Genomic DNA, 13944 nt, shown 5'->3' on the forward strand with positions numbered 1-13944 from the left:
CTATGAATTTTTTTAACCTGATACGGATAGCTTACAAAGCCCTGCAACGCAACAAGCTGAGGGCCTTTTTAACCATGCTCGGGATCATCATCGGTGTAGCCTCCGTAATAGCGATGGTAGCTATCGGGCAGGGGTCAAAACAAAGTATCCACGACCAGCTATCCAGCATGGGCTCTAATATGATCACCGTGTTGCCAAGCAGTAACCTTAACGGCGGTGTGAGGATAGCCGGATCAAGCTTTCAAACCCTTACTCAAAAAGATATCGTGGCCTTAAAAAAGGCTCAGTATATCACCGAGCTATCTCCATCAATAACGTCAAAAGGACAGGCCATCAACGGCGCATTAAACTGGCCTACAACTATTCAGGGTGTTAGTCCGGATTATTTAGATATCCGTAAACTAAGCCTGAAGGATGGTATAGCTTTTACGGAAGATGACATTTTAACTTCAGCCAAAGTTTGTTTGATCGGGCAGACAGTGATCGATAATTTATTCCCCAACGGCGAAAACCCGATAGGAAAAGTGATCCGCTTTAATAAAATCCCTTTCCAGATCATTGGCATTCTTAACCCTAAAGGGCAAAACGCCTTCGGGCAGGATCAGGATGATATCTTGATAGCGCCTTATACCACTATTCAAAAAAGGATCCTGGCTACTATCTATTACCAAAATATCTATGCCTCGGCCGCCAGTGAGCAGGTAACCGATGCAGCCGTATCCGAAATGACGCAGATACTCCGCGATTCGCACCGTTTACGCGACAGTGAGGATAATGATTTTACCGTTCGTACCCAGGCCGAGCTAATCAATACCTTGAGTTCAACCAGCGGCCTGCTCACAGTATTACTTACGGTAATCGCGGGCATTTCGCTGGTGATAGGCGGTATAGGTATCATGAACATCATGTATGTTTCGGTAACGGAGCGCACCCGCGAGATAGGTCTGCGCATGTCTATCGGTGCTCGCGGAAAAGATATTATGCTCCAATTTTTAATGGAAGCTATCCTGATCAGTATTACAGGCGGTATTATTGGCGTGGTGCTTGGTATTGTATCATCAAACCTGGTTACGCTCACCTTATCATGGCCAACTATCGTATCTGAATCATCGGTGCTGCTGTCGTTTGTGGTTTGTGCCATTACGGGGATTTTCTTTGGGTATTACCCGGCACAGAAAGCAGCAAGGTTGGATCCTATTGAGGCGTTGCGGTATGAATAGGCTTAATCGCACTCTCAATCATGTCATTGCGAGCGAAGCGCGGCAATCTCGTAGCCAATGCGTGTCCGATATGCATAGCTACGAGATTGCTTCGTCGTTCCTCCTCGCAATGACATAACGTTATATGCCTAACGCAGCCGCTCGCGTCCTCGCGAGTAGCAACTATTTCCCGGCCTCCGGCCGGTCTACACCATGCAAGTACTTCGCTAAATAAAATTTAACACTTCCATCCACGACCAAATGTTAAATTTCAGCGATGAAATGTTAAATCTACAGTATAAAATGTTAAATCGCTTGCATAACTAACCATTTAGTTATATTTTGGCTTTCATAACGAACCTTATGAAAATCACATTTATTGGAGTACTCCTGCTTTGCCTGGGTTTTAATACCTCCTTTGCCCAAACCGGTTATAGTATTAAAGGAAAAGTGGCCGACACAGTAGCTAACACAAACCTTATTAACGCCAGCGTAAGCGTAATCACAGCCAAAGATTCTATCCTGCAAAAATTTACCCGCATTAAGGACGATGGTACATTTACCATCAACAATCTTAACAAAGGCAAGTTTATTTTGGTGGCTACCTATCCCGGGTATGCCGACTTTGTTGAACGTTTCGCTTTGGATTCGGCACACACTACTCACAATTTCGGTCGTATCAGCATGCTGCTTAAAGAAAGGCTTTTACAAGAAGTAATTGTAAAAGGCAAAGCCGCGGCTATCAAAATTAAGGGAGATACTACCGAGTTTAACCCGGCTGCTTACAATATCCAACCTAACTCAAAAGTCGAAGATTTACTGAAACAATTACCAGGTATCGAGGTAGACAAAGACGGTAAAATCACCGCGCAAGGCCAAACTGTAAAAAAAGTATTGGTTGACGGCGAGGAATTTTTTGGGGATGACCCTACCCTTGTTACCAAAAACCTTCGTGCCGATATGGTGGATAAGGTACAGCTTTATGATAAAAAAAGCGACCAGGCCGCATTTACCGGCATTGATGATGGCGTGAAAGATAAAACCATTAACATTAAACTTAAAGAAGATAAAAAGAACGGCTACTTCGGCAAACTTGACGGCGGTATAGGCACCGATGGTTATTACCAGGGACAGGCCTTATTTAACCGCTTTAAAGGCAAACAGAAGTTTTCGGTGTACGGCACGCTTGGCAATACCGGTAAAACAGGTTTAGGCTGGGAAGACAATAACAAGTACGGCGGCGGTGGCGGCATGGAGTTTGGCGACGACGGCGGCTTCTATATCTTCGGCGGTGGTGATGACCTTGATAGCTTCGATGGCAGGTACAATGGCGAAGGTAAACCTGTAGCCCGTACCGGTGGCGCACATTATGATACTAAATGGAATAATGATAAGGAATCGATAAACACCAACTATAAAATAGGTTCGCTTACTGTTGACGGTACCAAGAACACCCAGCAGCAAAACAACTTCCCGGGTAACATATCAAATGTTAACAGCGACCAAAACAATCATAATTACATGTTTCGCCAAAAGCTGGATGTAAATTACCAGGTAAAGATCGATTCGATGCAGAACCTGAAGATTACCGCCGACGGAACATTAAAAAACAGTAATACCCGAAGCAATTTCGCTACACAAACCCGCCGTTTAGATGGCAGCCTGATCAACAGCAATGATCGTGAAAACAGCGCCAATGTTGATGGCAAAGTATTTAACGCGAATGCTTTCTACACCAAAAAATTCAAGAAAAAAAGCCGTACACTTTCGGTAAACTTCAGAACTGCTTATAACGAAAGTGACTCCAAAGGTTTCTTAAAGTCAAACACCCAATTCTATGATTCTGTTGGTACCTATGTAAACAAAGACACCATTGATCAGTACAAGGTAAATAAAACCAAAAGCACCAATATCAATACCAACATCACCTATACCGAACCATTGGCCAAGGATTTCACCCTTGCCCTGAGCTATGCCTTAGCGGTTAATAATGCCACCGCCGACAGGCGCACGTTTAACAAACCGGTTAGCTCGGCTGCTATTTACACCGCTTTAGACAGCGTTTACAGCAGCGACTATAAACTCAACCAGCTTTCAAACCAGGGAGGCGCGGTATTTAATATGCAAAAGCAAAAATACTCGTTTAACTTTGGCACTAAGGTAGCCGGCGTAAAGTTTAAACAGGTTGATGAGTTTGGACGAATCGCTGACCTGGTGCGCAATTTTACTAACTGGTATCCGCAGGCTTCCTTCCAGTACAAGTTTTCCAAGCAATCAAGCATCCGTGTAAGCTATAATGGTAATACCACCCAACCTAATATCGATCAAATTCAGCCGGTGAGAATAAACACCGACCCGCTGAATATACAGGAGGGTAACGCCGATTTAAAGCCGTCTTTCACCAACAGGTATAACATCAGCTATAACTCGTACAAGGTGATCAGTAATCAATATATCTGGATCAGCGGATCATACTCAACTACCAGCAACCCTATCGTTAGCAATGTTATGCGCGATACTACAACCGGTATCAGCACCTATAAATCATCAAACCTAAAAAATAAATCGACAAACAATTTCTGGGTGAATACTTATTTTGAAAGGAAGATTCCGGGAATAGGAATTAATGCAGGCCTGGAGGTTTATGCCAATGGTAATACCTATTACAATATGTCTAACGATGTACTGAACGAAACCAAATCATATAGCTATTCGGGCAGCGTCAGGCTATCTAAATATAAGGAAAAGAAGTATGACGCATGGGTATCAGCAGGGCCTACTTATACTATTAACTCGTCATCGCTTAACACCATCCTGAACAATAACGGTCGCGGCTTTAATGCCAACGGAGGATTCAATATCTATCTGCCGGGGAAATTCCAGATTGGCTCGGACGGTAACTACACTTATAACGCGCCAACAAAATCATTCCCGCAGGATTTCAGGAGATTTTTGTGGAACGCGAACATTTCAAGAACATTCTTTAAAGATGCTTTAAAAGCCTCTGTTACGGGTAATGACCTGCTAAACCAAAATACCGGTTATAACCGTACTGGATCGGCCAATGTACTTACCCAGGAGCGTTATACCACCATTAGGAGATACTTTATGTTTTCACTAACCTGGGATTTTAACAAAGTTGGCGGCGGAGCACCTAAAAAATAACCTATCATGAAAAAGATTTTAACCTTAACAACCATACTATTATTAAGCGCAAGCCTGCTGCGGGCACAGGGCAATAAGCACTTCACTTTTCACGGTACCATTGAATATGATAAATCATCAAACATGTGGGCCATGCTACAAAAACTGATCAATAAGGATAATGAAAGTTGGTACCAACCCATGTTTGATCAATACAAGAAAAACAAACCACAGTTTAAGGTTTTGAAAAGCACCTTAAAATTTGGCAATAATCAAACGTTGTTTACCCCTATAGAGCCGGAATACACGCCCAACAATTTTGGCGATGAGCTGCCAATGGCCGTGCAGAATAATACCATATTCACCGACTATAATACAGGAATAAGCACCAGCCAAAAAAAGGTATTTGAAGAAACTTTCCTGGTAAAGGATACCACAAGGCATATTAAATGGAAACTTACCGGCGAAAGCCGGGAGATTGCAGGCTATAACTGCCGCCGGGCAAACGGGCTCATACTTGATTCTATTTATGTAGTAGCTTTTTATACCGATGAAATCCCTGTTTCCGGCGGGCCGGAATCATTTAATGGTTTACCCGGCATGATATTAGGCGTAGCCTTACCGCATGAAAACATTACCTGGTTTGCCACCAAAGTTACCGAACAACCGGTAGACGAAAAATCGCTCATGGCACCCAAAAAAGGGAAAGCTGGAAATAATAAAAGCTTTCTTACTGTACTGCAAAACGCCATGAAAGACTGGGGCGAAACTTATGCGAAGCAGTATTTAAAAGGGTTTTCGTTGTAGGAAATTGCAGAAATCAGACTTACGAAGTTTTAAAAACTTCGTAAGTCTTCTAAATCATACCCGGCGTTCGTGTCCTCACGGACGCTTTTTTTTATAAACAAGTTGACCGTGAGGACACGGTCAACGGGGGATCAATTCGATGATTATTTAATTCCTTACGCGTTAGCCAGCGCCCTATCTAAATGCACATAACCGCCATCAACATAAATTAACTGACCGGTAGTATGGCTTGATGCCGGCGATAATAAAAACGCTACGGTATTGGCAATTTCTTCGGCAGTGGTCATACGGTTACCCAACGGAATTTTTGATTCAATCTCTTTTAACTTAGCTTCCGGATCGGGCAGGGTTTTAATCCAGTTAGCATATAGCGGCGTCCAGCATTCGGCTACTACCAGCGCGTTTACGCGGATACCATATTTTAAAAGCTCTACAGCCCATTCGCGTGTAAGCGCGTTACGCCCACCGTTTGATGCTGCATAACCCGAAGTATTACCCTGACCGGTATCAGCAGTTTTTGAAGTAATGTTCAGGATAGCGCCCTTTGATTTTTTTAGTTCGGGCAGGGCATGGTGTGCCATCAGGTAATAATGCACCACGTTTTTATGTAACGATGCCATGAACCCTTCGTAATCGCCGCTTTCCAAACCAACACCATCGTTTACACCCGCATTGTTCACCAAACCGTCAATACGGCCAAATTTGGCTACAACCTCTTTTACCGCTTTTTCGCAAGCGCTGGGTTCTGTCAACTCTGCAACAACCTGGTGGGCTTTGTGCCCTGCCGCTTTAACAGCTTCAACTGTTTTCAAGTTATCAGCCTCGTTACGACCTAAAACAACAGGAATAGCACCTTCAGCTGCCAACACCTTCACTATGCCCTCGCCTATGCCTTTGGCGCCGCCGGTAACTATAATTACCTTATCTGTAAGTTGTAAATTCATTTTATTTATGATAGATATATTAATGAGCTGTAACCATCTCCACTTTTTTTACTTTAAGGTTTATTATCGCAAAATAACCTATGTACACAAAGCAAACCACAGGTACCAAATAAGATGTTTGAATGTTGGTTAAATCAGAAATACGACCCATAATTGGCGGGAAGATAGCGCCACCAACAATCCCCATGATCACCAGTGATGAACCTAATTTGGTTTTAGCACCAAGGCCGCGGATACTAAGCGAGAATATAGTAGGGAACATGATGGACATAAAGAAGAACACGCCCATTAAAGCGTATACCGCCAAAGCACCGTGTACAGATACGGCCACAAACAATAATGCAACATTGATAATTGCATAAGTGATCAACAGCTTAACCGGGTTAATAATCAGCATAAGTGCTGTGCCTAATAAACGACCAATCATAAAGCTCAGCAAAGCCATCGATAAATAGAAAGATGCCGGTTTTTCAGCAAAACCTGCTACCTTTTCTGAAAAGCGGATAAAAAAGCTGCTGATACATGATTGTGCACCTACGTAAAAAAATTCTCCCAATACACCCTGCATCAATTGTTTTTCTTTCAACAGTTCACCAATCCTGGTCATCAGCGAACGCTTATCGTCCTCCAACTCATGGCTTGTTTCTTCAACAATTGGCGGGAAAGTGGTTTTATAGATCAAGAATGCAACCACCAATACAACTATACCTATTATTATAAAAGGTAGCTGTACAGATGATGCTTCTTTATTTAAGTAATTGTTCAATTCTGTTGCCGACATGCTTTTTGTTTCGGCTTCAGTTAAATTTTTGCCCGACAATATGAACAAACCGCCCAGGTAAGGAGCAAGCGTTGCGGCCAGTCCGTTAAATGATTGCGAAAAGTTGATACGGGTTGTCGCTCCGGCTGGATCACCCAATACAGTAATGTATGGGTTTGCAGCTGTTTCTAAAAAAGCCGCACCCGAAAATACCACGAACAATGCACCGAGGAAAAATGCGTAGTTGCGTACAGCGGCGGCCGGATAAAACAAAAATGCGCCGGTGGCAAACAGCACAAGACCTAAAAGGATCCCGCCTTTATAGCCGTATTTCTTCATAAACTGTGCTGCAGGAATTGGCAACAGAAAATAAGCAATATAAGATGCCGAATCGATTAGTGACGATTGAAAATCATTAAGCTGACAGGCTTTTTTTAAGTGTGGAATAAGTATCGGATTAAGATTGAGTGCAAATCCCCAGATAAAGAACAGGGAGGTAATTAATGCTACTGCGAACAGGGCTTTGTTTTTTGACATTGAGTATTTATTGGTTGGTTATATATTGATCTGTTATTTAAATGCTGCCGAGATGTCATCTAAGGAAATCCCCAGCGTTTTTAATGCTATTTTATTTAATGCGGCTTTATCACCTGTAAAATGGAATACGCTGTGTTTATGTATTAGCTTTTCGCCCGGTTTCAGGAAAGCGGCAGGTGATACACTTTCTATTTCGTAAAACGGCCCCATTTGTTTACCATCAGCCAGTGGGCCATCGTTATAGGCATTTACCGCGTCGCCACTGTAAGGTGCGGTATCCGTCTTCCACTCCTGGTTTAAGTACGATGCAGTGCTATCCACATCAAACATAGTTATTGTTAAAACATCATTCTCCGCATCGTAGCTACCGGCCATATTTTTTGCCCGATGAGGTGGAATACCCAGCTTGCCCCGGCTTTTGCCATCAGCCTTAAACAATAGTATTCCGTTTTTATACGTGATCCTGTCTTTCGGAATCTCACCGAAATAATTGGTTGTAGCAACTTTACCCGCAGCATTTTCATCGTACGGAACTACGATCACCACTTTTGGCGAAGGGGTAAACATATCTAAATTCCACAAACAAGGTGCACCTGTTGTTTTGTCCCAGGCTTTATCCCCTGCATTAATGATGGAATTTACAGTGTTAAAGCCAACCGATTTTACAGATGTATCGGCATCAATACCTAATAGCTGCTGTATTGCTTTGGGCTCCACGATCTCAACATCCCGCTCCAGCTTTATTGATAATTCGGTACCGGCGTAATTTTGCAGATGTGTGCTTTTGCTCATCGATACCTTTTTATCCGAAGATGAAATAAGCTCCCAGCTTTCATTATCAACAGCAGCAGGTGTATGCCAGTTGTCGAATTCCATTTTGGTGCCCGGCTTAAAAAACAGCGAAAACAGCCCTCCTTCCGGCCCGAGCCACAGACGGTCTTCTCCACCAAAAGCATTCATGTGCAGATCGGGCTGCTTCAGGTCGAACGTTTCATACTTGATCCAGCCAAAACTTTTCCCATTTAAACCGTCAGCAGTCGAAGTAAAAACCTTTGCCTGATATTTAGGCGAGACAATAACCTGCCCCAAACCACTATTATCTTTTAAAACGATAACACTATCCTTGGCCTTTAAAAAATCAAGATCAGATCCAAAAGTTCCTTTCATAGGTAGTTGAGGGTTGCGCATAGTACATGCAGCCAAACCGCCGAGCAGCAAAACTAATGATGACTTTTTTAAAAGCTGCACCATACCGCTTATTTATGTTTAGGGTTTAAACCAATCACATTTACCATTGTGCCTATGTGGTCAATGCTGATCTCTACCACATCACCGGCCTGTAAAGTAAAGCTTGGCGGTGGTACCAGGCAGGTGCCTGTCATTAAAAAGCATCCGTAAGGAAAATCACATTCACTGTATAAATAGCCGGTAAGCTCAGTAAATGAACGCTTAATACGAGATACCGTGGTTTCATCTTCAAAAACAAGCTCACCAGCACGCCTGATGTTCATACTGATCACGGTTTCACCAGGAATAGGAGATGAAGTAACATATAAACAAGGCCCAAGAGCCGCACTTTTTTCGTATACTTTGGCTTGCGGCAAGTACAAGGCATTTTCGCCCTCAATACTCCGCGAACTCATATCATTGCCAATGGTGTATCCCTGAATATTGCCATTACTGTTTACAAACAGCGTAAGCTCAGGTTCAGGTACATTCCATTCCGAATCTTTGCGGATATAAACTTCGCCATTATGACCGGATACCCGATGTGCAAGCGCTTTGAAAAATAGCTCGGGCCGGGGCGCGTCATAAACCTTATCATACAAACTTGCACCTGTTTCTGATTCTTCCATCCGCGCATCACGACTGCGTAAATAAGTGACACCGGCCGCCCATACTTCCTGGCTGCCTATCGGCGGTAATATGTTGCCATTTAAATGTTCGGCCTCTACTTCGGTACTTAAAGCTGTAGTATCGGTAGTAACCGATACCAGGTAAGCGGCCAAATCATCGCGATTGATCAGTTTGTCCCATTCATCATCAATAATGTATGATGAACCGTTATGTTGCAGTAAGCTGCCTTTTGCCAGTTTATATAATTTCATCAGTTTACTTCCAATTCGTCTTTTGAGGGAAATTTAGGGAAAGGGCCATGCTCACCGGTTTGATACCAAAACACGGTCGAGGCTATATCATCCTGCAAAGGCATATAACGGCCATCATGCCGCCAGCCTAACGCCTGTATGGTAACTTTCAAACTTTTTTCAAAGCGGATAGGGTCAACAATATGCCAGCGGTACAAGCCGAAACGTTGAGCTATATTATAGTGCCCATCGCCCCGAATCACCTGTGGCAAACCGCTGTAAGGGCTGCAAAACTCGGTGTATTCGGTACCCGGCTTTTCCTTACCGTCGGCATCTCTATGGCGGGTGTCGAAATCGTACGATCCGCAAAAATAATCCTCAGTACCTGTACCATTTATGGTAGGAAATTTAGTGTCACCATCCATAAAAAACTTGATCTCACCTTCGCCCCACCAGCCATTTTTATTTGAGCCGTAGGCGATATAAGTACCTACGTACTGTCCTTTTCCTTTAATGCTATCTACTAAAACAAAATCCTTTTTATAAGGCAATGGATTTACGCGACGAAACTGTGCATGGAAATAACCTGCATCTTCAGGTACATCGGTCAGCGTATAATCAACCTGGTAATAGAGCACCATATCCTCATCATCGATGTTTTCCATGGTGATACGGCATTTTTTACGGAACGGCATAGGCCAATAGCAATTAAAGGCACTGCCCGGGTTTACGGCCACTGCCAATGAAGTTACCGGCGCATATTTACCCCAGCCCATACAAAAAAAATCGCCTACCGGCACCTCAACCGATGGGGTAGTTTCGTCATCCCAATAAAAACGGATAATGGAATAGCGCCAGTTACCGGTAGGTGTCATCCAGATATGCTGAATTGCTCCCGAACCATTAATTTCGGCAACAGTAAATGTTGTATGTTTTTTGATGATAACGCTTGGACTTACTTTCCAGGTTTGGCCCAAATCGCGCGAGGCATTGGCGCCGGTTCCGGTTGTAGCCATGCCGCCTTTACCTTTTTCACCCGTAAAATTTTCCGGACTGATAGATCTTGTTTTGGCATCAGACGTACGGTAAAGATTCCCGAGCCCAACGTCAAGCCCATTAAATTTTTGTTGCGCGTTAGCAAATGAAGCCACAATAACACACAGGCAGATCGTTAAAAAATAATTTTTCACCATAAAATTTATCTTTAAAATCAATTAACGCAGTAATTGGTAATGCGTTCCAGGTTTATTTGTTTATGCTTCAGGCCTCGTTTAAAAAGCCATTCACAATCATATTGATAATTTTTCGCTATCCATACCGCTTTATAAGCATAACATGCGCATATTTTGGCATGGCTTGTTTGGCGGTTGATAAAGCTAATTTAAAATTTATTAAATACATGCCCCATCCTGTAAAAAACCGGATAGATTAATTGGTCAATCTTCGGTAATGAGCCAAATAAAACACATTTTTGCATATGCCGCTTGATCTGATACTAAATAATCTCGAAAAACACATCCACTTAACCCGCGAAGAGCAGGAACTTTTCACTGCCTATTTACAGCCGAAAAAAATAAAACGCAAGCAATTTTTGCTCACTTACGGTGAAGTGTGTAAATATTCGGCTTTTGTAACAGCCGGTTGCTTGCGGGGATACACGGTTGATAAAAGCGGCATTGAACACGTGCTGAGTTTTGCCCCGGCCGACTGGTGGATTGCTGATATGTACAGCCTCATTTCGCAAAAGCCCGGAATCCAGAACATCGAGGCATTGGAAGACACTGATGTGCTTCTGCTTTCTAAGGCAAACCAGGAAAAGCTATATACACAGATCCCTAAGTTTGAACATTTTTTCAGGATCCTGACCGAAAACTCCTTAGTAGCCAGCCAACAACGACTAATTGATAGCCTAAGCTTAACTGCCGAAGAACGCTATAACAACTTTTGCAAACGTTATCCCACCTTGATCGATCATCTGCCCCAAAAGCAAATAGCATCATACATTGGTGTAACACCAGAATTTTTCAGCCGGATGAAAAGTGTGATGGTGAGGAAGAAGTAGGTGAATGGTTGATTGGATTGATTAGAGAGTGGTTTATACGCCATAAATAACTATTCTCCACTCACCTAATCAACCACTCACCAATTTCTTAACCTACATCAAGTGCCGCCAGGCAATGCCCCCCTTAAATTTGTGTTACAATTTAAAGGAAACACATCATGGCACAAACCATTTTACATAAAGCTAATACCCGTGGCCATGCAGACCATGGTTGGCTGCACAGTTATCAATCATTCAGTTTTGCAGGTTACTATAATCCTCAACGAATGAACTTTGGTGCTTTAAGGGTATTAAATGACGATACTGTTGATCCGGGCATGGGCTTTGGCAAACACCCGCATGATAATATGGAAATTATCTCCATTCCGCTGGAAGGTGACCTGGAGCATAAAGACAGCATGAACAATGTGGCTGTTATTAAAAACGGTGATATCCAGGCTATGAGTGCCGGTACCGGGATCTTCCATAGCGAATATAATTTTGACCGTACCAGCGAAGTTAAATTTCTACAAATCTGGATCTATCCTAACAAACGCAATGTTGAACCGCGTTATGATCAGATCTCGTTAAATCTTGAAGACAGGCATAATAAACTGCAACAGATACTATCTGCCAATCCCGATGGCGCCGGTGTATGGATTCACCAGGATGCATGGTTTCATTTAGGGAAATTTGATAAAGGTTTGACGACTGAATATACCATCAAAAAAGAAGGTAACGGTGTTTATGCTTTTGTTTTAAGCGGAGAGGTAATTATCAACAGCGAAACATTGAGCAGTCGCGATGCATTGGGCATTTGGGATACTGATAAATTTACCATTGAGGCCGGTACCGATGCTGAGTTTTTACTGATAGATGTACCAATGAAATTTTAAGATCATGGAAAAGACACAGATACTGGTAATTGGCCGGCACCCCGAAATACTGGCCACTGTAGTAAGACTCGTGAACAATAATCCTCACTGGAACGCAACAGGCTGCCTCAGCGATGAGGAAGCCATTGCGGCGTTCCCTACGCAAGACTTTAAAGTGGTTTTGATGGGCGGTGGAGTTGATGAAAGATCGGAAGGAAAACTAAACGAGTACTTTTATAACAGAAACCCCAACATTAAGGTAGTGCAACATTTTGGCGGAGGTAGCGGGCTGCTTAGTGCCGAAATATTTGAAGCGTTAAACAAATAATAAATTAATTAATGTCCGCTGCTGCATCCTGATGACGAACATCCGGAGCATCCGCTATGCCCGCCACAGCCACTATGGTTATTACAACCGCTATGGCAGCCATGCCCGGAGTGGCCATGATGGCCTGTATCCAGATCACCGTAAGCTCCAAAACCTCCGGTATTACAACCAGAAGTTTCACCTGCGTCATTTTTGTTCCAACTCTCCCGTTTAAAAACAACTACCAGAAGAACAATAAAAAACGCTAAAAAGCATAAAACAAACATCCCCCCGTCGCCCGACTTCATCGCTATCACGCCGAAACCGAAAGTAAAAATCAAAAGTACCGGCCATATCTTATTTGCCCTGGGCTTGCGAATTACCCAATTACGCCGTTTGTTAACCCGTTGAAAGTCTATATCTGAGAACCGGGCATTATTTTCAGGCCAAATATCAGGCGGAGGGTATTGTTGAAATACCTCCGTGTATAGTTTATTGGTATCCGTATAACAAGCATCATATTTAACAGCCTCACTGTCCCCTCCTTTTGTAGGGTTATGATGAATTTCCCGGCCAAGCGTATCACGACAAAGATCAATCCAGTATGAGCGTGTAAAGGTTAGATGCAGATGCCAGGCCTGATCAACAGCATCGGATGGTGTTACACCATTGTCAGATATACAACAAAGGAAAATAAACTTCTTATATTCGGATATAACACGGAGAGCATAATTGGGGTTCCAACCGTTTTCACGGGCCAAACGCTCCGAAAATTTAAAAGCAGCTTCAGGATCATTCAATTGAAAATTGAGGATCTTTTGCCAAAGTACGGCTTGTTCTGCTGTAAGCATATTGTTTAGGTATATGCACTAAGATAGGAAAATTACTTTCACAAATAAATGGTGAGTGGTTGATTGGAGAGTGGTAAATGGTTGGGTTTTATCAGGGCGTTTCCTTCGGCCGGGCTATGCGCTCATACGCCTGCAGGCATTAGGCGCGGGGCCGGTATCCGCTGCTATCCCTAACGCGGGTTGATGGTGAGTGGTTGATTGGTGAGTAGTGAGTAGCCGGGTTAGGACGTTACTGTGCTGGTCACAGGTATTAGTAGTAGATAAAACAGCCTTTTAAATGCAAAAAGCCTTAGTGATTAGCTAAGGCTTTTGCAATGTTGCACCATTAAAGGTGATAAAGGGTGGCACCGACCTACTCTCCCACGTTTTACCGCAGTACCATCGGCTCTGGC

The 13944-nt window shown here is 43.2% G+C and carries 12 protein-coding genes; 6 read left to right on the top strand and 6 right to left on the bottom strand.

Translation table 11 applies throughout. The features are described 5' to 3' along the window. The first annotated feature begins 2 nt into the window (after positions 1-2). From EAH55_RS30025 to EAH55_RS30035, 3 genes are all read left to right on the top strand, one after another. Positions 3-1220, top strand: a complete 1218-nt coding sequence (locus EAH55_RS30025; RefSeq protein ID WP_121812940.1) for an ABC transporter permease — start codon at positions 3-5, stop codon at positions 1218-1220. A gap of 342 nt (positions 1221-1562) precedes the next feature. Further along, on the top strand, positions 1563-4364 hold the full coding sequence (locus EAH55_RS30030; protein WP_121812941.1) for an outer membrane beta-barrel family protein: 2802 nt from the start codon (positions 1563-1565) through the stop codon (positions 4362-4364). Positions 4365-4370: 6 nt separating this feature from the next. After that, complete coding sequence (locus tag EAH55_RS30035) at positions 4371-5150, top strand: GLPGLI family protein (RefSeq protein WP_114941613.1); 780 nt, start codon at positions 4371-4373, stop codon at positions 5148-5150. A 155-nt stretch (positions 5151-5305) separates the two neighbouring features. Here the strand turns inward: EAH55_RS30035 and EAH55_RS30040 are convergent, their stop codons facing one another. The 5 genes from EAH55_RS30040 to EAH55_RS30060 are packed head-to-tail and all read right to left on the bottom strand — an operon-like array spanning position 5306 to position 10671. After that, positions 5306-6094, bottom strand: a complete 789-nt coding sequence (locus EAH55_RS30040; RefSeq protein ID WP_121812942.1) for an SDR family oxidoreductase — start codon at positions 6092-6094, stop codon at positions 5306-5308. Positions 6095-6113: 19 nt separating this feature from the next. Beyond that, entirely contained in the window at positions 6114-7391 is a 1278-nt protein-coding gene (gene fucP / locus EAH55_RS30045; RefSeq protein WP_112575686.1) for an L-fucose:H+ symporter permease, read from the bottom strand. Between the two features lie 33 nt (positions 7392-7424). Further along, positions 7425-8642 (bottom strand): DUF6786 family protein, encoded by a 1218-nt coding sequence (locus EAH55_RS30050; protein WP_121812943.1) that lies wholly within the window; start codon positions 8640-8642, stop codon positions 7425-7427. A 5-nt stretch (positions 8643-8647) separates the two neighbouring features. Further along, complete coding sequence (locus tag EAH55_RS30055) at positions 8648-9499, bottom strand: fumarylacetoacetate hydrolase family protein (RefSeq protein WP_121812944.1); 852 nt, start codon at positions 9497-9499, stop codon at positions 8648-8650. Next, entirely contained in the window at positions 9499-10671 is a 1173-nt protein-coding gene (locus EAH55_RS30060; protein ID WP_121812945.1) for a glycoside hydrolase family 172 protein, read from the bottom strand. The genes EAH55_RS30055 and EAH55_RS30060 overlap by 1 nt, the downstream gene beginning before the upstream one ends. Positions 10672-10955: 284 nt before the next feature. Between EAH55_RS30060 and EAH55_RS30065 the strand changes: the two genes are divergently transcribed. From EAH55_RS30065 to EAH55_RS30075, 3 genes are all read left to right on the top strand, one after another. Continuing rightward, complete coding sequence (locus EAH55_RS30065) at positions 10956-11540, top strand: Crp/Fnr family transcriptional regulator (RefSeq protein ID WP_121812946.1); 585 nt, start codon at positions 10956-10958, stop codon at positions 11538-11540. Positions 11541-11698: 158 nt separating this feature from the next. Beyond that, positions 11699-12415: a pirin family protein gene (locus EAH55_RS30070; protein WP_121812947.1), complete on the top strand. Its 717-nt coding sequence runs from the start codon at positions 11699-11701 to the stop codon at positions 12413-12415. Positions 12416-12419: 4 nt separating this feature from the next. After that, a complete protein-coding gene (locus EAH55_RS30075; protein WP_121812948.1) occupies positions 12420-12722 on the top strand; it encodes a hypothetical protein in 303 nt (100 codons plus the stop codon). An 8-nt stretch (positions 12723-12730) separates the two neighbouring features. Here EAH55_RS30075 and EAH55_RS31215 read toward each other — a convergent pair whose 3' ends face one another. Next, on the bottom strand, positions 12731-13552 hold the full coding sequence (locus tag EAH55_RS31215; protein ID WP_208644986.1) for a glycine-rich domain-containing protein: 822 nt from the start codon (positions 13550-13552) through the stop codon (positions 12731-12733). Positions 13553-13944 lie beyond the last annotated feature (392 nt).

The sequence above is a fragment of the Mucilaginibacter kameinonensis genome (assembly GCF_003675385.1).
Lineage (GTDB): Bacteria > Bacteroidota > Bacteroidia > Sphingobacteriales > Sphingobacteriaceae > Mucilaginibacter > Mucilaginibacter kameinonensis.